The 21,047-nt window shown below is 40.7% G+C and carries 31 protein-coding genes; 8 read left to right on the forward strand and 23 right to left on the reverse strand.

Annotation, left to right across the window (positions count from 1 at the left end):
* Positions 1-9: 9 nt before the first annotated feature.
* Positions 10-162, forward strand: coding sequence for a hypothetical protein (locus AB4865_RS07625; protein WP_372472682.1), 153 nt, complete (start codon positions 10-12; stop codon positions 160-162).
* On the opposite strand, the gene AB4865_RS07630 is transcribed toward AB4865_RS07625, so the two are convergent.
* The 9 genes from AB4865_RS07630 to AB4865_RS07670 all read right to left on the reverse strand — a co-directional run bounded on the left by AB4865_RS07630 (position 159) and on the right by AB4865_RS07670 (position 5,952).
* Positions 159-293 (reverse strand): hypothetical protein, encoded by a 135-nt coding sequence (locus tag AB4865_RS07630; protein ID WP_372472683.1) that lies wholly within the window; start codon positions 291-293, stop codon positions 159-161. The genes AB4865_RS07625 and AB4865_RS07630 overlap by 4 nt on opposite strands.
* Positions 294-382: 89 nt before the next feature.
* Complete coding sequence (locus AB4865_RS07635) at positions 383-736, reverse strand: hypothetical protein (RefSeq protein ID WP_372472684.1); 354 nt, start codon at positions 734-736, stop codon at positions 383-385.
* 61 nt (positions 737-797) lie between these two features.
* On the reverse strand, positions 798-1,310 hold the full coding sequence (locus AB4865_RS07640) for a hypothetical protein (protein WP_372472685.1): 513 nt from the start codon (positions 1,308-1,310) through the stop codon (positions 798-800).
* 58 nt (positions 1,311-1,368) lie between these two features.
* Positions 1,369-2,601 (reverse strand): DUF2586 family protein, encoded by a 1,233-nt coding sequence (locus AB4865_RS07645; RefSeq protein ID WP_372472686.1) that lies wholly within the window; start codon positions 2,599-2,601, stop codon positions 1,369-1,371.
* A complete protein-coding gene (locus tag AB4865_RS07650) occupies positions 2,601-3,044 on the reverse strand; it encodes a hypothetical protein (protein WP_372472687.1) in 444 nt (147 codons plus the stop codon). The genes AB4865_RS07645 and AB4865_RS07650 overlap by 1 nt, the downstream gene beginning before the upstream one ends.
* 4 nt (positions 3,045-3,048) lie before the next feature.
* Positions 3,049-3,576, reverse strand: coding sequence for a hypothetical protein (locus tag AB4865_RS07655; protein WP_372472688.1), 528 nt, complete (start codon positions 3,574-3,576; stop codon positions 3,049-3,051).
* Positions 3,557-3,967 (reverse strand): N-acetylmuramoyl-L-alanine amidase, encoded by a 411-nt coding sequence (locus AB4865_RS07660; RefSeq protein ID WP_372472689.1) that lies wholly within the window; start codon positions 3,965-3,967, stop codon positions 3,557-3,559. Before AB4865_RS07660 ends, AB4865_RS07655 begins: the two co-directional genes overlap by 20 nt.
* 12 nt (positions 3,968-3,979) lie before the next feature.
* On the reverse strand, positions 3,980-4,870 hold the full coding sequence (locus AB4865_RS07665) for a hypothetical protein (RefSeq protein WP_372472690.1): 891 nt from the start codon (positions 4,868-4,870) through the stop codon (positions 3,980-3,982).
* Positions 4,871-4,878: 8 nt separating this feature from the next.
* Positions 4,879-5,952, reverse strand: coding sequence for an ATP-dependent Clp protease proteolytic subunit (locus AB4865_RS07670; protein ID WP_372472691.1), 1,074 nt, complete (start codon positions 5,950-5,952; stop codon positions 4,879-4,881).
* A gap of 178 nt (positions 5,953-6,130) precedes the next feature.
* Here AB4865_RS07670 and AB4865_RS07675 point away from each other — a divergent pair, with 178 nt between their 5' ends.
* The 7 genes from AB4865_RS07675 (at position 6,131) to AB4865_RS07705 (ending at position 12,918) form a co-directional block, all read left to right on the forward strand.
* Positions 6,131-6,667: a hypothetical protein gene (locus AB4865_RS07675; RefSeq protein WP_372472692.1), complete on the forward strand. Its 537-nt coding sequence runs from the start codon at positions 6,131-6,133 to the stop codon at positions 6,665-6,667.
* Positions 6,668-6,831: 164 nt separating this feature from the next.
* The gene (locus AB4865_RS07680) at positions 6,832-8,358 is read left to right on the forward strand and encodes a hypothetical protein (RefSeq protein ID WP_372472693.1); all 1,527 of its coding nucleotides are present in this window, start codon (positions 6,832-6,834) and stop codon (positions 8,356-8,358) included.
* A gap of 152 nt (positions 8,359-8,510) precedes the next feature.
* Positions 8,511-8,918: a phage protein Gp36 family protein gene (locus AB4865_RS07685; RefSeq protein ID WP_372472694.1), complete on the forward strand. Its 408-nt coding sequence runs from the start codon at positions 8,511-8,513 to the stop codon at positions 8,916-8,918.
* A gap of 94 nt (positions 8,919-9,012) precedes the next feature.
* Entirely contained in the window at positions 9,013-10,278 is a 1,266-nt protein-coding gene (locus AB4865_RS07690; protein WP_372472695.1) for a DUF935 family protein, read from the forward strand.
* Entirely contained in the window at positions 10,268-11,719 is a 1,452-nt protein-coding gene (locus AB4865_RS07695; protein WP_372472696.1) for a phage minor head protein, read from the forward strand. The genes AB4865_RS07690 and AB4865_RS07695 overlap by 11 nt, the downstream gene beginning before the upstream one ends.
* A gap of 116 nt (positions 11,720-11,835) precedes the next feature.
* Positions 11,836-12,369 (forward strand): phage virion morphogenesis protein, encoded by a 534-nt coding sequence (locus AB4865_RS07700; protein WP_372472697.1) that lies wholly within the window; start codon positions 11,836-11,838, stop codon positions 12,367-12,369.
* Positions 12,370-12,411: 42 nt separating this feature from the next.
* Positions 12,412-12,918: a hypothetical protein gene (locus AB4865_RS07705; RefSeq protein ID WP_372472698.1), complete on the forward strand. Its 507-nt coding sequence runs from the start codon at positions 12,412-12,414 to the stop codon at positions 12,916-12,918.
* Between the two features lie 32 nt (positions 12,919-12,950).
* Here AB4865_RS07705 and AB4865_RS07710 read toward each other — a convergent pair whose 3' ends face one another.
* The 14 genes from AB4865_RS07710 to AB4865_RS07775 all read right to left on the reverse strand — a co-directional run bounded on the left by AB4865_RS07710 (position 12,951) and on the right by AB4865_RS07775 (position 21,042).
* On the reverse strand, positions 12,951-13,142 hold the full coding sequence (locus tag AB4865_RS07710; protein ID WP_372472699.1) for a hypothetical protein: 192 nt from the start codon (positions 13,140-13,142) through the stop codon (positions 12,951-12,953).
* A gap of 244 nt (positions 13,143-13,386) precedes the next feature.
* Complete coding sequence (locus AB4865_RS07715) at positions 13,387-13,863, reverse strand: DUF6633 family protein (protein WP_372472700.1); 477 nt, start codon at positions 13,861-13,863, stop codon at positions 13,387-13,389.
* Positions 13,844-14,419, reverse strand: coding sequence for a hypothetical protein (locus AB4865_RS07720; RefSeq protein WP_372472701.1), 576 nt, complete (start codon positions 14,417-14,419; stop codon positions 13,844-13,846). The genes AB4865_RS07715 and AB4865_RS07720 overlap by 20 nt, the downstream gene beginning before the upstream one ends.
* Positions 14,420-14,432: 13 nt before the next feature.
* On the reverse strand, positions 14,433-14,786 hold the full coding sequence (locus AB4865_RS07725) for a hydrolase (protein WP_372472702.1): 354 nt from the start codon (positions 14,784-14,786) through the stop codon (positions 14,433-14,435).
* Between the two features lie 92 nt (positions 14,787-14,878).
* Entirely contained in the window at positions 14,879-15,367 is a 489-nt protein-coding gene (locus AB4865_RS07730; RefSeq protein ID WP_372472703.1) for a hypothetical protein, read from the reverse strand.
* Positions 15,321-15,584 carry a hypothetical protein gene (locus AB4865_RS07735; RefSeq protein ID WP_372472704.1) on the reverse strand — a complete coding sequence of 88 codons (264 nt, stop codon included), beginning with the start codon at positions 15,582-15,584 and terminating at the stop codon, positions 15,321-15,323. The genes AB4865_RS07730 and AB4865_RS07735 overlap by 47 nt, the downstream gene beginning before the upstream one ends.
* 67 nt (positions 15,585-15,651) lie before the next feature.
* Entirely contained in the window at positions 15,652-15,882 is a 231-nt protein-coding gene (locus AB4865_RS07740; RefSeq protein ID WP_372472705.1) for a hypothetical protein, read from the reverse strand.
* Between the two features lie 53 nt (positions 15,883-15,935).
* Positions 15,936-16,451 (reverse strand): host-nuclease inhibitor Gam family protein, encoded by a 516-nt coding sequence (locus tag AB4865_RS07745; protein ID WP_372472706.1) that lies wholly within the window; start codon positions 16,449-16,451, stop codon positions 15,936-15,938.
* 20 nt (positions 16,452-16,471) lie between these two features.
* Positions 16,472-16,756: a hypothetical protein gene (locus tag AB4865_RS07750; protein ID WP_372472707.1), complete on the reverse strand. Its 285-nt coding sequence runs from the start codon at positions 16,754-16,756 to the stop codon at positions 16,472-16,474.
* Positions 16,740-16,940 carry a hypothetical protein gene (locus tag AB4865_RS07755; RefSeq protein WP_372472708.1) on the reverse strand — a complete coding sequence of 67 codons (201 nt, stop codon included), beginning with the start codon at positions 16,938-16,940 and terminating at the stop codon, positions 16,740-16,742. The genes AB4865_RS07750 and AB4865_RS07755 overlap by 17 nt, the downstream gene beginning before the upstream one ends.
* The gene (locus tag AB4865_RS07760; RefSeq protein ID WP_372472709.1) at positions 16,918-17,298 is read right to left on the reverse strand and encodes a hypothetical protein; all 381 of its coding nucleotides are present in this window, start codon (positions 17,296-17,298) and stop codon (positions 16,918-16,920) included. The genes AB4865_RS07755 and AB4865_RS07760 overlap by 23 nt, the downstream gene beginning before the upstream one ends.
* Positions 17,299-17,371: 73 nt before the next feature.
* Positions 17,372-18,013 carry a hypothetical protein gene (locus AB4865_RS07765; RefSeq protein WP_372472710.1) on the reverse strand — a complete coding sequence of 214 codons (642 nt, stop codon included), beginning with the start codon at positions 18,011-18,013 and terminating at the stop codon, positions 17,372-17,374.
* A gap of 104 nt (positions 18,014-18,117) precedes the next feature.
* On the reverse strand, positions 18,118-18,972 hold the full coding sequence (locus AB4865_RS07770) for an AAA family ATPase (RefSeq protein WP_372472711.1): 855 nt from the start codon (positions 18,970-18,972) through the stop codon (positions 18,118-18,120).
* A 24-nt stretch (positions 18,973-18,996) separates the two neighbouring features.
* Positions 18,997-21,042, reverse strand: coding sequence for a hypothetical protein (locus AB4865_RS07775; RefSeq protein ID WP_372472712.1), 2,046 nt, complete (start codon positions 21,040-21,042; stop codon positions 18,997-18,999).
* Positions 21,043-21,047: the final 5 nt, after the last annotated feature.

The raw sequence follows: 21,047 nt of genomic DNA on the forward strand, positions 1-21,047 counted from the left end.
ATTAGATTTATGCTATTAGATATTATTGGCTATTTCTTCATTGTAGCATTCGCTGTTTTAGGAATTATTGTAATGCTTTGGGGTGGTTTGGCCGTCATTGGTACTTTTGCAGCTGTTATCGGTGCAATACTTGAGGATTTTGGCATTGTCAAAAAATCTTAACCTTCCGCCTCAAACATCTCATTGACCACTTCTACAACAGCCCTTTTCACGCTGTGATAAAGACTGATGTTTTGGATTTTTCTTTCAAAATCTATGGCTTTATAATGCTTAATATATTCTTCCTCGTCCATTTCATCTGGGTTTCTTCGGAAGTGATATAATATTTGTGCATCTATGGCTTCAAAGTAGTCGAACTCCTCTTCACTGAGAAGAGCCGACTCTATACTTTTTTTAATTCGACCTTTGAAGCGGTAATCAATCCTGCCAACTGTTCAATCACACCCGTATATACCGAAGCATCATTTTCTAAAAGTTCCATATCCCCAGCCAATACGCAATTAGCAATAATAGCTTCGTTTGTTTTATCTGCATTGTCTTTGTATTCTTTGGAACTAATCAAATACACCAAACTTTTAGACGGTTTTTTAATAATAAAATAGGCGGGTTCTTCGTCTGTATTACCCTCTTTGTCAAACTCCGTTCCTGCGGGATAGACTACCAATTCTCTTACAACTTTTGGGTATTTCAGTTTAAAATCCTCTAATTGCTCTTGTGTATATGTTTTTTTGTTCATTTTAAATTATGTTTAAAGATTCTTTAATTTACTCCCCACCTTTGGAGGGGTTGGGGGAGGATTAAACTCCCCAAGAGATATGACTCACGAGCATTTCGTGTTTATGTACCATTTTTCCTTCGTTATTCTTTGCGGTTTTGCTTCGCCCTGTAAACTGTACATTGTGTATTACATCGGTTACAATTCGTCCATTGTTCGGATTGGCATACTGTACATTCACATCAAAGGGAGCTATATCCTGTAATCTTTTACCAGGGGGAAGCAAACTTTGTATCGCCTGTTCTTCCTCTATATAGAGTGAAAGCGAAAATTTTGCCTCATAGTTTCCCTCTGTATAGCCGATAGGCATTCCACCTGCTCCGTAGGCGTTCTCTTTCTTAGTATTGTCGTTGTAGTCAAATTCTTCAATACCGACTACATCACGCCCCATGAGGTTGAGTGTAGCTTGATTCCACCCTGTGAGCTTTCCGAGATAATTCGTTATTTGATTTGCTTTTGCCATAATTCCCCACCCCCAACCCCTCCCCGAAGGGAGAGGGCTTCCGTGCGTTGAAATTAGGGGTGTTTTTCGCACTGATTATTTTTTCATTAGGTTTCCCTTACTCCCCTCCTTCGGTGGGGCTGAGGGAGGATTAAAGCCTATTGGTTAAACTTAAATCTACACCGAAAGAATGCACAATATCATCGGCTACTACCTTTACCGCTATTTTTAGCGGTGTGTCTTCCGTCGGAGCTTGTTTTGGACTGATGTATATATCCCCTCCGCTGATGTCGTTTTCTGCTTCCATTCGCTCAATAGAGGCTTTCATACATACGCGTTCCCAGTGAGCTATGGTTGTAGATTTGATATATCCTGTGCTTGGGTCTTTCTTTACTTTTCCTTTGAGATAAGGAGCCAATGCCTCACGGATAAGTCTTGCTGCTTTATTCCAAACTCGGTTATTTTCAATGTAGGCATAGTCGCTGTTTTTAGGAAAACAAGTCGCCGAACCAGAGAAATACATACCCGAAGCTCCTACATAAGACCCCACGAAAATATAACCTTTGTCAATCAAGCTTTTGATTTGTTCATTAGTCAAATCCGAGAGTTTTTGCCCTGTAGAAAGCGATGCCGTAACAAATCTCTTTAGTCCTGGTTCGGTCAAAGAATACAACGCACGCCCTTTCTTTTCGTCTGGTTTGTTGAGAATATTTGTAGAACCAATATTCTCTGAAACTTGCCGTACGCAAAGCATACCGAGAGCCGAACCAATAGCGGCATATCCTGCATATTCCGTTGCCAAACCTGCTATATGAGCATCTTGACCAATGATTACTGATATATTTTCAGCATTCTTTTCTCGCAAATTCGGATAATCGTTTAGGTTATCAATTCCTGTAGCTTTTCCTCCTTCCAAAAGCACGAAATCAATTAAAATTCCGTCTTTTTTCAACTCATTAACCAAGGTTATTTGCAGATTATCTACCAGTCCTGCAACCGAAGTCAGTGTATTAGCAAAACCAAAATACCCCACACCTTTAATCTCTGAATTGGCTTTTATCGTAGAAATCACCTGTGCCGTAGCATTGGCAATTTGAGTATTAGGAGCAATCGGTAAGAAATACACCGTAGCATTAGGAGCCAAACGGAAAACCTCCGAAATATGATAATGTGCTAAAACTTTATTGTTGGCATCAAAACTTTCATTAATTCCCAAATCCTCCGCATCTTTGGTTTGGATGAGTTTTACCACTTTTCCGTGTGTGATTTGAGCAGTACTTGTAGGAACAGCTCCTACAAGCAATACTACACTGTCATTGGTAGCGTTTTCTCTGCCTAATCCACCGTCTATCTTATTGATTTGTACACCTTGTAAATTTCCCATTATTCAGAAATTTTTTGTTTAAATTCTTCTAATGCTGTAATCAAAGTGGGTGCTTTTTGATCACTTACTTCCAATCCAAAGAAATGCACCAACGCTCTCAATTGATTGTAGTTATTGCTTACCAACTCCAACTCCTGCAATTCCTTTATTTTTTCTTCGTAGTTGTTTTTTTCTTCATCAGGATTTGCCCCTCTATACTCTGGCGAATCCTCTGTTTTTAGAGTATCTTTCCCAATCACTGATGGTTGTTCTTCTACGCTTTCAAAACCTCTTACAAATCGTTTGTAAGAAATCTCTTTGTCATCAGCGTGTAAAATCGCCCTGTTTTCCTCAAAAAATGGTTGCCCATCTTCTGTAACATATACTTCCTCGTGGGTTGGGTAGTTCTCAAAGAACTTTACTGCCACGGATATTAATTTTTGTGTTGTAATTACTTTTGACATTGTTTTAAAATTTAGGTTTGAAAAAGGTAAACAATACACTTGCTCCAATGATGATTAAGCTAATTCCTCCCACCCACATCAACGCCTTGTGATACCAAGCAAAAGGCTTTTCTACTTCTTTAATAATAGTCTCCTGCTTGTGTTCTTTTACATAATTATCATATAATTGGAGGGCTAATTGTTCAGCTTCGGCTTTGCAGTCTATCGTTAATTGATTGCCGTTGAGCGTTAGTTTTGGAGGTAATAATATCCGTCCTCTTTTTGCTCCCTCTCCTTTGGAGAGGGCTGGGGTGAGGATAGGCTTCCCACCATCGGAGCAATCAATCTGCACCACGGTTCGTACGCTGTCGGTTTTGGTTTGCACGATTGTATCTCGCACGATTTTTTCCACTTCCTTGTAGTGTGTTACCTGCAAGGGTTCGGATACGGTTCTTTTACTTTTGCACGATACGGCAAACAAAAGCCCCATCGTGAGTAATAGCATGGTAATAATGTTTTTCATTTCGTTTGATTTATAAATTTTTATATTCATTTTTTGCGTCAAAACACGGACACGCTTTTTTCACATTCGGAAAATCTCGGTGTCCTTGAATGATAGCGGTTTTAAATTTGGTTTTAAGCTCTTTTAAAAGTCGTTTCAAAGATTCTTTTTGCTGAGGCGTTCGGTTGTCTATTGGTTTGCCCAATCGGTCTATACCTCCGATATAGCAAACATTGACGGTTTGAGCATTGTAACCCTTTACACCATTCGACACTTCTTTGAGGTCTAATAGCTGTATCACCTCGCCATCGGCTTTTATGATAAAATGATAGCCGGGCATCTTCCAACCTAAATGAGTTTTCCAATAGTGCTTAATACTCTCTACAGTAGTCGTCTGTGGCGTTGCTGTACAATGCACGGCTATATACTTTATTTCTCTCATAATCTTTTGCTTTTATCCAGAAATAATCGCCGCTGTTCCTTCGTCTTTGATAGCTACTGCAATCCAATACACTCGGAAACCAATCGTATTTTCTCTACGCTCTGGATTATTAGCCGCTTCTACTGCGTATCTTTTCGCGCTTCCTGATGCTTTTACCGTGTGTTTTTTATGGAACACAACCGAAGCTTCTGCACCTGCTTCCGCACTTCCAAAAGGTTTTTTAGTGAGTTCCGACTTGTCGTATTTCGGTGCATAAGTACTCTCGTAGATTTCAAAGCCATAGTAATTTTTGGCTATTCTACCACCATTAGCATCTTGGTACCTTTGTTTGAATGATAAATCCTCAATCAACAAATCCGCTGTATGGTCTGGGCAAAGCACCAATACACGCCCATCTTTTGGCACCAACATTTTATCCAAAGTCTTTTTGAGATTAATCAAGTCTTTGGCGGTCAATCGTTTTCTTCCTGTTCCATCGTCTTCTCCTGTGGTTTTGAGTACAGGCGTGGTCGCAGAATTATCAGGAGCAATAGAATACAAAGCGTGTTCTGCTGTTTTGTCTTCCAATTCCTCTCTGTGCTGTTGCTGCACATCGCCGAGTTTATCGTATGGCAATGCGTACAATTCTTCATCCGTTACGGTCGTGTTTTCCGTGTCGTACATATTGAGAGCGAGGGTAATATGCCCGTCTTCTCTCTTGTTGGATTGAATAGGATAAATCTTATTATTGATTAAAACCTTTGGTGCTAATCCTCTTTTAGGGATTTTAATCGCATCGTTATTTACCCATTGCGGTTTTGGTGTGAGTACCGATAACCAACTGTTCTCGTGGCGGAAATTCTTGATGAGTTCCTTTTCCGCCAACTCGTTCTTTAATGCTAAATTGCTACTTGTTTTTGACATAATTTCTTTTATTTTCGTTTGTTAAAAATCGCCATTGCCTTGTCTTTATCTGTTTCCATTAATTTTTCAAAGGCTTTGGGGTCGTTTGCTAAATAATCCTCATAAGTCCAGCTGTTTCTATCCATTGGAACCTCTCCACCTACAGCGTTAAGCGTTTCAATCTGTCCGCTCAATGGTTGTAATGCTGGCATCGCTTTCAAAGCCGTATCGGTTGCTTCATAGTTTGCCGTTGCCAGATTGATGTAAGTTTCCTTTTGGTCGGCGGTAATCTTCTTATCGTTGATAGCTGCCATTATTAAGGCTTCCACCTTTTGTTTCTGAACTTCTTGCAGTTGAGAAGTTAAAGTGTCCGATGCATTGGCCTTTTGTTTCATTGAAGCCATTGCTGTATAAATCTGCTCATCGGTTGCATCTGCCGCTAAACCCAGTGCGGCAATAATCTTGTTTTTATCCATCATTTTTAAATTATTTTTAGCGTTAGGAATTTTAGGAGCTCCACAGGCCGAAAGACTTTCTATTGCCGTGTCGTCCCACTCTATATTTGCTGTAATGATATTTTGAATCAAGCCCAAAGACTTAGCCTCTTGAGCTGTCATCCAATAATCATTTTTCCAAAGCTCATCTATCTCGGCTTCGGTCTTATTGAAGGCTTTAGCGTAAGCCGAGCGGTAAAGATCTTCGGTATTCTTGAGTAATTTCAATTGTGCTTCTACTTCCTCCACCGTTCCGTACGCTCCAAAACTCGGCTTGTGAATCATAAATTGACTCTCAGGATAGGCAGAACTCTCAAACTGCGTAAGCATATAAGTTGCGGCACTGGCTGCCAAAGCTCCCACCGTGATATTTACTTTTTCAAATCTCCTTAGATGAAGCACCATATCTTGAGCTTCTATGGTAGAACCTCCTCCAGAAGAGATAAACACTTGGGCATGCGTGATGCCTTTGCTCAAAGCATCTTCTACAATCTCTCCGATGCTTTTACCGTCATTGCCATAATCTCCGATGTAGTCTATAATCTTGATATTAACAGACTGCGTCTGAGTATTATGAAAGGCTTCTATATGGAATTTTTGTCGTTTCATTGGGGCAAAGTTGCCGCAATGGTTTTGCTTCTGAAAATCGGCGTCCCAAATTGGTAAGTTTTACGGTCTGATTTAGTATCAAATTCATACTAATTTGGGATAAAAAATTTCATTTCCTACTATGATACAGCAACTTTGCAACAGCTAATAGCTATTAGCCTTTAAAAAGCAAAAAAATATGGCAAAGGAAACAGAACAAAAAATCGCAAAGGAGCTCTACATCAATCAAAATAAAACACCAGAGGAAATAGCACAAAAAACAAGCGTGAACATTCGCACGGTGCAGCGATGGATAAAAGAAGGCAATTGGAAAAAACTACGAGACGCCAAAGCCAATGGCTTACCACAAAGAATAGAACGAACGCAACTCGTGGTAGATTCTATGGTAGAGGAACGACTTGGAATCCTTAAAGAAATCAAAGAATTACAAAAACAAAAAGAATGGGATAGCCCTCCCACCAAAGAAGCACAAGCAGAATTAGATTTCCAAATTGCACAACTGAGAAAACAAGCCGCCGCTATTGATGATGCTATTGCTAAATGGAACAAACGCATTGAAAACCTACATAAAGAGGGCAAAATAACGCTTTCAATCTATATAGAAGTAATGGAACGGATTTTTGAAGCGATGCGAACCAGCAATGAGCCTCTTTATATGCAAACATTGGATTTTCAAGAAAACCATTTGGAGGAAGTTTCTACAAAATTACCATAACTCCCCTCTCTTTCGGAGAAGAGCGGGGGTGAGGAAGCCTTTAAACATCCTTTAAACTTTGAAATTTTAAACGATTTCAAAGAAACCATACAAGTATATCATTTTAATAAAATAAACGCAAATAAAAAGCGTATTGCTTACTGCCTATTGCGTATAGCGAAAATATGAAGATAAAAGACAAGAAAGCATTAGAACGCTACAAACAGAAATTAGCCTTTGCTCGTTCCGCTGGTTCGGATTTCGCCTTTGAAACCAAACAGGAACGAGCCGACAATATAGAAGCCTGTAAAAAGGATATTCGCAAAATGGTGGAGCGGTATTTTCCGCACTATGCCGATGCCGAGTGTGCCGACTTTCAGATAGAGTGGGCAAAGAAAGTGGTTAAAAATCCAAATTTCAAGGGCTTTTGTCAGTGGGGGCGTGCCTTAGCAAAATCCGTGTGGAACGACATCTTTATTCCCTTTTGGCTTTGGATACGAGGCGAACCGATTTATCTCGTTATCATCGGAAATTCCGAAGAAAAAGCACAACAACTCTTAGAAGACCTCCGTGCCGAATTTGAAGCCAACCCACGAATATTGGCAGACTTTGGCGAACAAAAACAACTCGGAAGTTGGGAAGACGGCTTTTTCATTACCAAAGGCGGTTTTATTGGTCAAGCGCTCGGTATGGGGCAGTCCGTGAGAGGGCTAAGGGTAAAGAACAAAAGACCTTCGCACATTGTAGCTGATGATTTGGAAGACAAAGACATCAACAAAAACCCACGCCGACAAAAAGCCGTTGCCGACTGGATAGACCGAGACCTTATCCCAACAATGGACGGACAATACAAACGATTTGTCCAAGCCAATAACCGATTTGCTCCCATAATGATACAAACCATGCTTCAAGAGGCACACCCAAAATGGCTCGTGCATCAAGTGAATGCCTACGACCCTGTAACTTATGAACCTACTTGGAAAAGTAAATATTCCGATGATTATTTCCGTGAGTTGGTAGAGGGCGACGATGGTATTGGGGCTTTGGCGGCAAATGCCGAATACAACAACTCTCCACACATTGAGGGCGTGATTTTCAAAGACGAGCAATTTCAGTGGGCAGAAACTACCCCACGCATAGATCATTACGAAATGATTGTCGCCCATTGGGATGTGGCTTATGCAGGAAACTCTACCAGCGACTACAACGCCATTACAGTAATGGGGCTAAAAGGTAGGGATTTCTACCTCATAGATGGCTATTGTAAACAAAGCAAAATGCGTGAAGCCGTTGAGTGGATGTGCGACTATCAAAAAGGACTTCCCTCCAGTGTGGAGATTTTTTGGCAATACGAATCCCAGTTCTGGAACGACGAATTACAACGAGTTTTAGAAGAAGTACAAAAGGAAACAAGCATAAGGCTCAACATCATTAAAAAGGATGTACCCAAGCAAAATAAGTATCAACGAATCCTAACCATGCAACCGTATTTCCAAAACAGCCGAATCTTTTTTAATAAAAAGATACAATACAAAAACGACATTCAAATCGGACTGGCTCAACTCAAAGGAATAGAACCCAATTACAAGGTGCACGACGACTTCCCCGATGCGATGATTTCTACTATAAAAGATTTGGAAACCTATGTAGGAGCAGGAGGCAAAACCTTTTCTTACCGAATGGGAAAAATGAAAGGCAAAAACCGCTGGTAAAGTCCCCCTAACCCCCGAAGGGGGAACACCTAAAAAACAAAACATTAAAGTAATAACCAAAACCCTTTAAGCCCCCCTTCGGGGGGTTGGGGGAATTAAAAAAAGTGAGTACCCCTGCCACTTTACTCCCCTTCGGGGGACAGGGGGATAAAATGAAATACCTAACATTAGAACACTTATACACCCACGCCTTTGAGCGTACCATCGTAGAATCTACCGCCGATTTTACAGATGCAATAAACAACATAGAAACGGAAACCATTGATATTGTGAAAACCTATCTATCAAGGTATTACGATGTTTCTAAAATTTTCAGCGACACCCCTATTAGAACAGGCGTATTGACTAAGATAATGACCTATATCATTATTTACGAAGCCATTAAGAGAAATGTGTATCGTAAAATCAAAGGACGATATGAGGAGGATTACAAGTGGGCAATGGAAATGCTGGAAAAAATCAATGCAGGAAAAATCACCCTTGCAGATTTGCCAGAAGCTTCCCAAAAACAACGCCTCACTAAATGCAGGGGGCAAACTCCTACACGGCAATCTATCTAACAAAAATTTTTATATCTAAACAATGTGCGAACAACGCCCCAAGTTTCAACGCACGAAGCCCCTCTCTTTCGGAGAGGGGTTGGGGTGAGGATTAATGTTAAAAAACATCTATAAAAAAGCAGAAAGTTTCTTTTTACAAAGAGCCAATCCGCAACTGTTAAAAGTAGTGGCAGAAATGAAAAACTTCCGAAGTGGAGCACTCTCTGCATCGCTTACACATTCCGTACAAAACATTAGTGCCAAATCTTTGGAAGATTGGAAAATGGCAGTTCTTATGGCTACCAACCCTGAGAACCCTAATAGGTTGTTCCTTTATCAATTGTACGAAAACTTGAAATTAGACAACCATCTAATTTCGGTAATAGAGAGTAGAATCCTACACTCCCAAAGGTCTAATTTTAAAATCGTCAACGACAAAGGCGACGAGAACCAAAACTTGTCGTGGCTCTTTCAGCGGTCGTGGTTTGAAGATTTTATCTCCCTTGCTCTTTGGTCAAAGTTTGAGGGGACAAAATTACTGGAACTCTTTACTACTAATGAAGCTGGCGAACTGGCAGAAATTACCGAAATTCCTATGCCCAATTTCAACACGGCAAAGGGTATCATCACCAAAGAAAACGGCGAAGAAAACGGCTGGGATTACCGCAAAGGCAAATATGCCAACTATTACATTCAGGTAGGCAAAGACAAAGATTTAGGGATACTTTCGCCTATGGCTCCCACCATATTAGCTAAAAAATTAGCTATGGGTTCGTGGCTGGATTTTGTAGAAAAATACGGCATCCCACCGCTCTTTATCACTACCGAAAGAGAAGACGAAAGACGAATGGGCGAACTCTGGGATATGGCAGTAGATTTCAAAGCCGCCAACTTTATGATTGGGCGTGGAAACGAAAAATTTGAAATTCCCAACATCACCTCTACCAATGCTCAAGAGGTATTTGATAGACTGATAGAGAGAGCCAACTCCGAAATATCCAAACGAATACTCGGTGGTACAGGCCTCACCGATGAAAAAGGCTTTGTAGGTTCGGTAGAAATCCAATATCAACTGGCAAAAGATAGGTTTGAGAGCGATAAACTCTTTCTACAAAACCTCATTAATGGCGAATTGATACCACGACTCATAAAACTTTCGCCTGTATATGTTCCGCTCCAAAATCATTACTTCGAGTGGGACAACGCCGAAGTGTTTGACAGTGCCAAATTAGCCGATTTGGTCGTGAAATTCGGTCAGCATTTCCATATAGACCCTGAGTATATAGAGCAAAAAACAGGTATTCCGATTTTGGGAATTAAAAGCCCCCTAACCCCCGAAGGGGGAATAACCCCTAACAATAGCAAACAAAATGAAATATAGAAAAAATAAAAACTTTACCTTTATCATTTCACCCCAATTTCTCCCTTCCTTCGGAGGGGTTGGGGGAGGATGGGGACAGGGGGGCATTAATAAACGCCTATACCTCCGTTCCTTTTTCCGTGAAGTAGAAGCTCAATATCAGCACCTTTGCGACCACGATGTTTGCAGCATTCCCCTCTCTTTCGGGGAGGGGGCAGGGGTGGGGAATTTAGGCAACTACACCAAACTCATAGAAGAAATTGCTCAGCAAATCCAAAGCGGAACACTCAAACCCTCCGACTTGGATAGCCGTTTGGTAGAGCAGATTTACAACGATGTCTCAGAGCCTGTAAAAAAGGAATTGGGCAAACAGTGGATTAATTACGACTATAAAGAACCTGGCAACCTTATCCAAAAGTTTAAGAAAAACCTTTGGCAGTTTTCCTGTGCCAAAACATTGGTAGAATTAGAAGCCATTAACGGACTTCTTATTGATAAATACGGCAGGATAAAGCCAGAACATCAATTTATGCAAGATGTACGGAAAATGAATGTGCAGTACAACAAGAACTACCTACAAGCCGAATACCAAACCGCCAAGCGTGGAGCCCAAATGGCTCACTTGTGGACAAAGTTCCAAGAGCAAAAACATCTATTCCCCAACCTTGTGTATAGAACCGTAGGCGATGGCCGAGTGCGACCAGAACACGCCATGCTCAACGGAATAGTAAAACCCATAGACGACCCATTTTGGCGTACCTATTACCCACCCAACGGCTGGCGTTGTCGCTGTACCGTGATGAACACCGCAGAAAAAGTAACGGAAGGAGAATTTGAGGACAAAAGCGTAAAACCAGAATTTCACGGCAACACTGCCCTTGACGAAGAAATACTTACCTCCAAAGGCTCATTCTTTAAGCTCCTCAACAAAGATTTTAAAGCCAAAATCAATGCCGAGCTTCTAAAGTACAATATGCCTATGGACATTGCCTATCACGGCAAACACAAAAAGAAAGTATTTGTAAGCCCTTATGCCGATACCTCCGACCTTACTGCAAATGTAGAGACCGCTATGGTCATCGTGGATCATTTGGGAATAGATGTAAAGATTAGAGCTCATATAGATAGTAATATTGTCAAAGGGCATAAAAACCCAGAGTATGAAATAAATGGACGAATAGCGGATAGGAAAGAAACAAATTCTTACACCAGCATCAAAAGTAATTTAGAAAACGCAAGAAAGCAAGGCAATCAAAGTATTGTTTATGACATTACCAAGTTCCAAAATTGGAACGCTTATGAAATTACAAAAAATCTTAAAGGAAAAATTATGAGTTTTAAGGATAAAGATTGGTTGCACGAGATTTATTTTGTGAATGGTAATAAGGCGATTTCTTTTACCAAAGATGAGTTGTTAAATGAGTTTGACAAAGTATTTAAACTCTTTAAGCAGTTACAATAACGGAAAAATCCCCAATATTGCTATTAGGGATTTTTCTGGTAGCTATGGGAGATTACTCGCCCTCAGCACTGCAAATATACAAAAACTTTTTAAACCCCATTTAAAAAGCCTTTAAAATGAATAAAAAAGATTTTCCAACGCCCAATTTTTCAGCTTTGGCAAAGACAATTATCAAAGACGCTATTATTATTGCAGAAAAAGAAGCGGTTAATTTTTTCAAAGAATCCTTTTTTAAACAAGGGTTCACAGATACCTCCTTTCAGCAATGGGAAAGTAGAAAACAACCCGATTACAGACCAGGCGGGGCTATTTTGCAAAGCTCAGGGCATTTGAGAGACAGTATAGAAGTTGCTAATAAAAACAACAACAGCCTCACCATAGGTTCATATGCCCAATATGCCAAAATTCACAACGAGGGCGGCACACTCAATATTCCCATTACCAAAAAGAGTAGGAAGTATTTTTGGTATATGTACAAACAAACCAACAATGAAAAGTGGAAGTGGATGGCACTAAGCAAGAAAAACCACATCCTCCTAAAATTTCCAAAACGGCAATTTATAGGACATAGTGCCACACTAATAAAGCTATTAGATGCCGAACTGAAAAAGCATATAGAAAAACAATACAAGAATGAGGTAATGAGATAATTTTCAAATCACCTCATTCTCACATTTACAAATTTATTCATTATGTACAACGAATTATACAAAGAACTCGCCAACGCTATTCAGAGAGAAATCCCAGAAATATTATGGATAGACCTTTGGCACAACCAAGTGAATTTTTTAGAGGAAGAATTTCCGTTCCGCACTCCAGCTGTCTTTTTATCCTTCCGCACCATTGGTACGCAAGATTTGGGCGGTTTGGGGCAGGAAGTAAGTCTGCAGGTAGATTTTTACCTTTTTTACGAAACCTTTACAGACACCTATCACGGAGCATTTAATCAAGATTCCGCCCTTGAATTTTTAACCCTGAAAGACAAAATACATCAGTATTTTCACGGCTCGGAGGGCAATTATTACAGTGCAATGAGGCGTTTAGGCTTTGCTCCAGAAGACACAGGCGGAGCAGGAAACTTGTACCGAATTTCTTTTAGTTGTATCGTTCAAGACGATAACGCAATGCCCGAAGAAGTAGAAGAACACATCACGGCAGAACTAATGAAAGAGGAAGACACAGGCTTCGTAATTCCATAAAAAAACCTCTCTTTCGGTGGGGGTGGGGAGACTTAAACCCTATTAAATACAATATTTTCAATCGTTTTTTCAGACTTAAAGAAACGACAAGCCAACTCCGCCAAAATACGCTCCGTGCTGTATTTTGGCTTTCCATACTCTGTAATTTCAGAAAGACGGCGGTATTCATTCCTTACCGTCTCATAAAATTGTTGAGTTCTGTCTCGTTTAGGTTTTTTAATCATATCTGTTATATCAATTTATTCAATATACGGTGTAAGAATAGGTTTTAGTCGTTCTATAAATGATTTTGCTAAGACTTCATAAAGCTCCTTTTAGCTTGTTGTAAATCTTCCGCTTTTTGCTTTTTGGTCATTTTACTATCAAATCTCTCAAAAAAACGCTTGGACACTCATAAAACCTTAATTTTTTAGACAAAAATAAAAAAACGCCCACTTATAAACAAGTGGGCGTTTCTGCTCAACATAATTACCTATACAGTTTCTTGATTTGCCTTTTGAAAAAGTCACCATCACTTTGACCTTCCAAAGTGCGAAATTCATTGTGTTGCCGCTCCGCTTCTTGCAAAACGGTTTCGGTGCGTTGCTTTTCGTACTCTCTAAAAAAAGTGAGTAGTTTGGAAATACTCAAGCTTTCGTAAAATTCGCCATATTGTCCCGTGATGATTTGGTTAAACAAAAAGGCGAGTTCGCTTATTTTTAAATGCTTATAGTCCGAGAGTATATGTGTAGCACAGAGTTGTACTTGGGTTTCGCTCATCATGCGTTTTAGCCCCAATACTTCGTTGAGGCAGACAATCCACGCCATAAGCAAATTGTAGGCAAATGTCTCTCCACAATCTCTTTTGATAGTGGCGATACTACGAGCTTTGGCGTTGATAGCTACCGAAATATTGCTCAGTCTATGAGCATGAACAAGACAAGTTTTAGGATCGTAGAGCTTCAAATATTTGTCTTTTAAAATCGTTGCTATATTTTGATTTTGTGCCGTTTGTGGTAAGTTGTTTTGCATTTTGAATGATTTTATTTAGGTTGCTATTTATGTATTTCAAATCGGTGTTTTTCTGATGAAAAGCGTCCAATTTTTGCCAATTTTCTAAAAGAACCTGCCACATATTTAGTGCTTCTTCGTCGCTTTGGCAAATCTCCTGCAGATATTTTATAATTTCTTTCAGATGTTTACCCTCCACTGCGTTAAATCGGGGCTTTAGCCCTGTGAAGCGTTCGTAAAAGTCAAACCAAAGGGTTACATATCTCTGATAATGCTCCCTCGCCTTCGGAGAGGGCTGGGGTGAGGATTCCAAAACCTCGTAAATAACACCGTTTAAACGCTGTTTAAATGCTTCTATATCATTCTCTGTTGGCGGTAAAATGGCTCCGATTTTCAGCCACTGCTCAGCGGTGAATTTGCCTTTTTGTAGCGTGATTTTCTTTAACTTTCCTCTTGAAAATTCCGCTAACATCGTAGCCTTAGCCGAAAGGATTTGTATGGTTAGTTTCATTGCTCTTTGGCTTTTATATAAGTGCTGTTTTTTCGGTAATATACTTATAAATCTCGCTCCACGTGGGCAAACCACCCACTTGCTTGTCATCTACATATACGTGAGCGTACACTTTACGACTATTATTATTGTAGAGTTCTACGCTCTGCGGTTCGTTGTCGTTTACTCTGTCGAATGGAATTTCATTCGCCAAAAGCCAGTTGATAGCTTGGGTCAAATAATCGCCATAACGACAAGTGTAAATAATAATATAATGCCCGTCTGCTTTCAATTTTTGAATATACTGCTTGGCATCGGGTTGCAGTCCGTCAATATTGGGATACACCCCACGGCAAATTGTGCCGTCAAAATCTATTGCTATTATCATAATTCCTCACCCCCTTGCCCCCTCTCCGAAGGAGATGGGGAAGTCGTGCGTTGAAGTTGGGGCGTTGTCGCACTTTATTTTTAATTGATTTTCTACACATACCCTCCTCCAAGTTTTCGGAGGCTTTCCCCTTCGGGGGTTAGGGGGAATTTATATTTTGATTTTATCATATTTTCAATGGCAAAAATCACTTTGCTAATCTCTTGTTTATTCATATCCATTAACGCTTTTTTCACGGGCGAACGTTTGCTTATGAGCCAAGCTCCGAGGCGGTTTAAATCAACAAAGTTGGGGTTATCTTCTTGCACCCAACCTAACTCGTGGCATCGTGCTAATAGTGCTCGGTGTTGGGGGTTTTGGGTGTCAAATCGTGCATAAAATCCCCACCCTAAATCCCTCCCCGAAGGAGAGGGTCTTTTTAAATGTCTTATCAAAATAAAGGCCTGTTTCTCGGTTAAATCTTTGGTGGATTTAATTTCCATTCCAAAAAAATCTGAAAGGAAATCCAGCCGTTCTTGGCGTTCACTAAAACGCTTATGTAAAATTGTTTGAATTACTTTTAGTTGTTCGTTTGTTATCATTTTTCTCCTGTTTTTCAATGAATTGCACTCCTTTTTTTATCGCCTTATACAATGAAGAGGCTTCGTCATAATAAATCCCTTTATAACTTTGAACGTACCCCGTATAAATTTCAATTGTATATCCTGTCATTCGTTGCCAACATACGCAGAAATTCCAATTTCGGGCAATACATAAGTCCTCCAATTTCTTTAACATTTTACCTGTCTTTGTTGCCATATTTGAATTGTTTTAAATTCGTTCCGCTCGGGGGCTCGAACCCCGATGCCTGCCGGTGCGGAATAGATTATTTTTTTGTAGCATTTAGCACAAATTTTGATGGTATGGTTTTCACACTTCCAATTTGTGGATAGGCTTTGTAGCCTCTTTCATCAAGCCATTTTTGAAAGTCTAAAAGAACAAAGTTCTCTGCCTCTTTCTGGCTATTAGCTATTACTACTCCTGTCATATGAGAGGGCTTTAATTTCACTCCTTCAACTTTTGATTTTAGATTGATGCGTATCTGATAGATTTTCATTTTGCCTATTTTTAAAAGTTATTTAAAAGGGCGTGAAGCTCACGCCCTTTGTGTTATTCATTTGCTTCTTTTTTCGGTTCCACAAAAAACGTTTCATCTTGCGTTACCGAAATACCTACTTTGCCAAATAAGGTATTTACCTCCTCATTGTCGCGGTCAGCTAATAGCTTATCTTTTGCGGGTTCTTCCACCGTGCGAACGTAACCCGGCAGGAACTCTTTGAGTAAGTTGGTTACCGCACCCCACGTGAAGCCCTTTAACGTTTTGAGTTTCGGCGTTCCGGTGCGGAAGCCGAGCGTACCGTGAATACTTTCCAACGATTTCCTTTTGCTAAATAGCTCGTCTTTGTTTTCTACCGCAAAGGCTTGTAAGATGTCAAAATTGGTTTCTTTGGTCTCTTGCAATTTGGCTATTTTATCGGCGTACTTCTCACGGATTGTTGTGATTTGTACATCAATAGTTGCATTGATTTTGACGATTTGGGCATCTGCCATTGCGTACTCGCTGAATGCCGTTTCCATTTGTTCCTTGCTGATTCCTGTTTGAATCACTTTTTTTGCTCTTGCCATTTTTATGTGTATTTAATTGATTATATGATTTTTTTGTTATACAATTCGTTTTCTTTAAGTTGCTTTTCGATGCCTTTTTCCATGTACTTCAATTCTCCTTCCTCACTGGAATAATAAAGGGTAGGAATATCCCACGAGTGAGTATCGAGCCATTGTCGTAGGCGTTGGGCTTTTTCAGGAACTTGGTCGGTTCTGCCCATTCGGTATTGATTGACCATAATTCGTTCGCCAGTGCTCAGCACTCGTACGAAGTTATCCAGTACCAATACCTCCAAGTACCTGATATACTCATTTGTCGTGCTCATAACTTTCAATTTCAATGAATTTCAATTTATACTCGTCCATATCAATGAGCTTACTCACATAATAATTCCTTGCGTTTTCAAGTCGTTGGCGTTCGGCGGTTTCGTGGTGAAAATTGATTAGCTCGTGGTTGATTTCTTTTACTTTGGTTTCCAGCCAAATTTTATTTACATACTTTGTTTTCATATTTTTGGTCTTTAATTATTTTATCAAGTAACACTTTGGGGTAATAGTTCTGAATTTCTGTGCAAAAAATATCCAACATCAATAGTACATCATCGGGGGTAAATACCTTTCTGTCTAATCCGTCATCGTAACATTTTTTTATTCCGCTCTCCACCAGTGCTACCCATTGGTCGTCAAACCAGTTTTTGAGGTAGTCGTTTTTGGACAGCCATTCCAGCGGAATGTACTTTTGATGGGCTATTTTTCCGCACCATTCCAAAAAGTATTGGTGGCGTAGATTTTCGTATTGCAAGTAGCTCAACTCTGCATAGTACGCCAACTTGTGGCGAAAGGTGGTTTGTTTTGCTGTTGTGGTCATAATCCTCACCCCCTTGCCCCCTCTCCGAAGGAGATGGGGAAGTCGTGCGTTGAAGTTGGGGTATTCGCACTGGTTATTCGTTATCATCTTGTTTTACTTCGCCCCAATATTCGGCGGCTTTTTGCGGATAAATCACAAACGGACTGCCTCCGCCATTCATTCGCCCTGTGGGAAAGGCTTTGTAGCCCTCGACGCGTATTTTCAAATCCACATCATAACGGGCAAAGTCTGCCAATTCGCCTTTGGGTTCTTTGCCATTGGCTTGGCTAATGAGTATCAAGCCTTTGTTTTTCTCTTTCATTAACCGCTTTAACTTTTTATATTCCTCCTTGTCAGTTTGCATATACTGGACAGAATCAATGATTAAAAAATCAGGCGATTTGTGTTTTGTCATTCGTTCCAACAGCTCGGCAATGGGTTCGTTGTCTATTAGTAAAAATTTACCCTCCACGCTGTCCATATAATTGCGTTTGAGGTTCATTTGCATCGTGTGAGAAATGCCCTCCTCCAAAGAATTGTACGCTACTTTGCCAAATTGGGTGAGGTATCTTGCCCATTGCATCGCCAAAGACGATTTTCCGCTGGACGAAGCCCCCCAAATAATCGCAGAGAAACCTCGTGCAGGGCAACCGACAAATTCTTTCCAAGCCCCCTCAAAGGGCAGTAGGTTGAATTTCTTATTGATGATTTGTTTGGGTGTATATGCTTGTGCCATAAAAGCCCCCTGTCCCCCGAAGGGGGGCAAAAGTGGCAGGGGTACTCACTTATTCTAATTGTTAATTATAAATTGTTAATTATAAATTGTTAATTAAACATTATTCATTGTTCTGAATAAGCTAATTTCAAGGAGTGGATTTTGCGTTTTACGCGTCTGAGGTCGCCCTCGCAGTCTTTCCAAACCTCTTTGATGTCGCTTTTTTCGGTGATGCTGTTGGCGGTGCAGATTTGGATGCAATCGGCTTGATTGATTTCCGAAAGCTCAATGAACTTGCGACCGATACGGCTGTATATTTCTTTGTAGCCTTTCTTGTTGAGTTTTAGCCCTCGTTTGATACGTTTTTCCAAATGGTCGGTGGCACACATTACTATTCCGCAATGTTCCTCCAACAGGTTGTACAGCGTGATAAAGAAGTACAGCACTTGGTCGTTTACCTTGTCAAATTCGTCAAGTAATAGTACAGGGTTTTCCAACGATTTCAGCACCCGCACGGCTTCGCCTACCATTTCATTAACGGTTAGTCCGCTACCGTCTCGCCCCATTGCCGTAAGCAGTTCGCTCATAAAGGCTTTTTTGTTCCAAAACTCGTTGCATTGCACCATAAAAGCGTTGGGGTTTTCCCGTTCGTAAAGTTGCATTGTTTTGGTTTTGCCCGAACCTGCGGGGGCGGTAATGGCATATACTTGGCTGTTTTGCTGGGCATCCTCAAACAGACGAGTAAGGGTCTGAAAATTCGATGTTTGCACAAATACCCAATCGCTTCCGCTCATTCCGAGTTGTGCCTTGATGCTTCGCCATTTGCTCTCGGCGATTTTGTCCCAATTGCCTTTGAGAATTTGCGTTACTAAGGCTTCGGATACGCCTTTGAGTGAATTTGCCCCCTTGCTTTGACTTCCTTTGCGGTCGCAAAAGGCTTTTAATTCATTGGCTATCTGTTGTTTTTCGGTTGTATTCATTGTATCTTGCTTTTAATCTGTTACTTAAATCATTTTGCTGATGTTTACCTGCACAGGCACAAGTTCCATTTCGTCGTCCCAATCGGTATTGCTCATTGTTTTTTGATATTTGCCAAAATCGTCTTTGGGCGTTGATTTGAGCGTTTTCCGTTTGTTTTCTATTCCTTTGATATTCGGCAAATTCAACCCTTGTTGTTGGGCAGTCATTCCGTATTTTTCTAACAATTCCTCCGTTTCGTCTCGGCGTGTGATGCGTTTTCCGTCCGTGAGCTGTTGAACTTGGCGGATATATTGAGCATCAAAACTATCCTGTTCTTGAATATTGCGTTGTACTTCTTTCTTAATTTCCGCACCGTTTACCAACTTCAATCCCAAAGGCGTGTCTTCGTATAGGTAAATCAGCTCCATATTATCGGGATCGAACTTGATAACGAACTTTTTGCCGATATTCTTTTCGAGCCAATCCACATCAGGCAACCCCTTCTGCGTATATACCATATAGTCGTATTTGACTTTTTTCTCTTGAAACGAAATGCCGTACGCATCGCAGGTAATCGGCTCTTTTCTCGTAATCCAAAACAGCGAAACCATATCCCAAATCTCCACTTTCTTTGTTTCCGCATTTTGGCTTTCCAAATACATTTCAATACGTGGTTTGCCTGTTTTGGGGTGCGGAGCTTCGTTCCATTCTCGGCGTCTTTGGGCGTATCGCTCTTTGATTTCGTCCAACGTAGGTAGATTTTGCTTGTTGGCGAGGATAAACTCCATATTTGCTTTGCTCTCCTGAGTTTTCGCCGTGATGTTCATTCCTGTAAAAAACCAATCGCGTTTTAAAAATCCGTCTTGAAATCGCCCGAACGCACTTTCTATCGTTTTTGACTTACCATTGTAAGGCTTGGTGGCGGTTTGCACTTGGGCTATTTTGCTTAAAAAGTCGCCGTTTTTGAGTTTTTTGTGTCCGCCTTGGTTATCGTGAGCGATTTGATACGGGCGAAATCCTGCTGTTTGTACCGCCATTTTAAAGGCTCGGTATTGGGCTTCGTAATCCTCCGTTTTGCTAATGTGATAACCTAAAAGCACCTCGCTATATGCGTCCATCACCTCGTACACTTGACAGGTTGCCATATTGCCGTTTTCGTCCAAATAGTAGTAATTGAGCTTCGTTCCGTCGGAATACCAAAGGCTATCCCGCATTGTAGGCATTTTGGTTTTGTGCTGAAACCCAAACTTTTCCTTGTAAGAAAGTTCGCCGTACCGATGCCCCCACCACAGCGGTTGCACATCTTCGGCATACAGAAAATTGTAAAATGTTTTTTCGTTTTTTATCAGCTTCCACCCCTCGGCAACGGCTTTGTCGTTGTATTCGGCGTGGAGTTGCGAAAGACTCACACACACGTTCACTTGATTGCACCAACGAGCCAATGTCCATTCAGCGGAAACCCCGACGAGTTTAGCGGCTACTTTGTTCATAAATCCGCTGTGTATCAGCCCCTCGTAACCTTTGGTCGGGTAGCGTTTGCAGGTTTTTATTCCTTTAAACGCCATTGTTTTAGCTTTCAAGTCCCGATAATTGCTCGGCAGTTTGTGTTTGTATTCCTTTGACGGCAGTTGCTGAATGATTTCCGCCATTTTCTGCCACATTTCCTTACGACCTCCAAACTTGCGTTGCACCACTACATTGGTTGCGATAAAGTGACAAGCATTGAGTATTTTGGCGTTGTCGCTGTACTCTCGGATGCGGTCGGCAGGTAGATGTTCCGTGCCGTCTTCGTCCTCCAACAAGTATTGCTCAAAAAAGCGTTCGGCACCGTAATCGGGTTTGATATAATCTTCAAACACAATGGTTTTCACTTCTTTATATGGGTTGTGGTTTTCCTCAATTTTGGATTTAAACCGTTCGGGCAAAGAGGCGTACACCACCCAAGCCGTGCGACCATTTCCGCCAGTTGTCAGCTTTTTTAGTTTATTACGACTTAGCAGTTGGCAGTAGTTACTTACCGACATTACTTCGCCCTCACCGTACAACCACGAAGCAGAAACACACAATATATTATCTACATATTCAAACATTTTTA

Origin of the sequence: Capnocytophaga sp. ARDL2 (assembly GCF_041530365.1) — a bacterium.
GTDB lineage: Bacteria > Bacteroidota > Bacteroidia > Flavobacteriales > Flavobacteriaceae > Flavobacterium.

What these genes read in the sequence shown, in the direction of transcription:
- AB4865_RS07625 (WP_372472682.1), top strand. Translation starts at nt 10, where the DNA reads ATGCTATTAGATATTATTGGCTATTTCTTCATTGTAGCATTCGCTGTT.
- AB4865_RS07630 (WP_372472683.1), bottom strand. Translation starts at nt 293, where the DNA reads ATGGACGAGGAAGAATATATTAAGCATTATAAAGCCATAGATTTTGAA.
- AB4865_RS07635 (WP_372472684.1), bottom strand. Translation starts at nt 736, where the DNA reads ATGAACAAAAAAACATATACACAAGAGCAATTAGAGGATTTTAAACTG.
- AB4865_RS07645 (WP_372472686.1), bottom strand. Translation starts at nt 2,601, where the DNA reads ATGGGAAATTTACAAGGTGTACAAATCAATAAGATAGACGGTGGATTA.
- AB4865_RS07650 (WP_372472687.1), bottom strand. Translation starts at nt 3,044, where the DNA reads ATGTCAAAAGTAATTACAACACAAAAATTAATATCCGTGGCAGTAAAG.
- AB4865_RS07655 (WP_372472688.1), bottom strand. Translation starts at nt 3,576, where the DNA reads ATGAATATAAAAATTTATAAATCAAACGAAATGAAAAACATTATTACC.
- AB4865_RS07660 (WP_372472689.1), bottom strand. Translation starts at nt 3,967, where the DNA reads ATGAGAGAAATAAAGTATATAGCCGTGCATTGTACAGCAACGCCACAG.
- AB4865_RS07665 (WP_372472690.1), bottom strand. Translation starts at nt 4,870, where the DNA reads ATGTCAAAAACAAGTAGCAATTTAGCATTAAAGAACGAGTTGGCGGAA.
- AB4865_RS07670 (WP_372472691.1), bottom strand. Translation starts at nt 5,952, where the DNA reads ATGAAACGACAAAAATTCCATATAGAAGCCTTTCATAATACTCAGACG.
- AB4865_RS07675 (WP_372472692.1), top strand. Translation starts at nt 6,131, where the DNA reads ATGGCAAAGGAAACAGAACAAAAAATCGCAAAGGAGCTCTACATCAAT.
- AB4865_RS07680 (WP_372472693.1), top strand. Translation starts at nt 6,832, where the DNA reads ATGAAGATAAAAGACAAGAAAGCATTAGAACGCTACAAACAGAAATTA.
- AB4865_RS07685 (WP_372472694.1), top strand. Translation starts at nt 8,511, where the DNA reads ATGAAATACCTAACATTAGAACACTTATACACCCACGCCTTTGAGCGT.
- AB4865_RS07690 (WP_372472695.1), top strand. Translation starts at nt 9,013, where the DNA reads ATGTTAAAAAACATCTATAAAAAAGCAGAAAGTTTCTTTTTACAAAGA.
- AB4865_RS07695 (WP_372472696.1), top strand. Translation starts at nt 10,268, where the DNA reads ATGAAATATAGAAAAAATAAAAACTTTACCTTTATCATTTCACCCCAA.
- AB4865_RS07700 (WP_372472697.1), top strand. Translation starts at nt 11,836, where the DNA reads ATGAATAAAAAAGATTTTCCAACGCCCAATTTTTCAGCTTTGGCAAAG.
- AB4865_RS07705 (WP_372472698.1), top strand. Translation starts at nt 12,412, where the DNA reads ATGTACAACGAATTATACAAAGAACTCGCCAACGCTATTCAGAGAGAA.
- AB4865_RS07710 (WP_372472699.1), bottom strand. Translation starts at nt 13,142, where the DNA reads ATGATTAAAAAACCTAAACGAGACAGAACTCAACAATTTTATGAGACG.
- AB4865_RS07720 (WP_372472701.1), bottom strand. Translation starts at nt 14,419, where the DNA reads ATGAAACTAACCATACAAATCCTTTCGGCTAAGGCTACGATGTTAGCG.
- AB4865_RS07725 (WP_372472702.1), bottom strand. Translation starts at nt 14,786, where the DNA reads ATGATAATAGCAATAGATTTTGACGGCACAATTTGCCGTGGGGTGTAT.
- AB4865_RS07730 (WP_372472703.1), bottom strand. Translation starts at nt 15,367, where the DNA reads ATGATAACAAACGAACAACTAAAAGTAATTCAAACAATTTTACATAAG.
- AB4865_RS07735 (WP_372472704.1), bottom strand. Translation starts at nt 15,584, where the DNA reads ATGGCAACAAAGACAGGTAAAATGTTAAAGAAATTGGAGGACTTATGT.
- AB4865_RS07740 (WP_372472705.1), bottom strand. Translation starts at nt 15,882, where the DNA reads ATGAAAATCTATCAGATACGCATCAATCTAAAATCAAAAGTTGAAGGA.
- AB4865_RS07745 (WP_372472706.1), bottom strand. Translation starts at nt 16,451, where the DNA reads ATGGCAAGAGCAAAAAAAGTGATTCAAACAGGAATCAGCAAGGAACAA.
- AB4865_RS07750 (WP_372472707.1), bottom strand. Translation starts at nt 16,756, where the DNA reads ATGAGCACGACAAATGAGTATATCAGGTACTTGGAGGTATTGGTACTG.
- AB4865_RS07755 (WP_372472708.1), bottom strand. Translation starts at nt 16,940, where the DNA reads ATGAAAACAAAGTATGTAAATAAAATTTGGCTGGAAACCAAAGTAAAA.
- AB4865_RS07760 (WP_372472709.1), bottom strand. Translation starts at nt 17,298, where the DNA reads ATGACCACAACAGCAAAACAAACCACCTTTCGCCACAAGTTGGCGTAC.
- AB4865_RS07765 (WP_372472710.1), bottom strand. Translation starts at nt 18,013, where the DNA reads ATGGCACAAGCATATACACCCAAACAAATCATCAATAAGAAATTCAAC.
- AB4865_RS07770 (WP_372472711.1), bottom strand. Translation starts at nt 18,972, where the DNA reads ATGAATACAACCGAAAAACAACAGATAGCCAATGAATTAAAAGCCTTT.
- AB4865_RS07775 (WP_372472712.1), bottom strand. Translation starts at nt 21,042, where the DNA reads ATGTTTGAATATGTAGATAATATATTGTGTGTTTCTGCTTCGTGGTTG.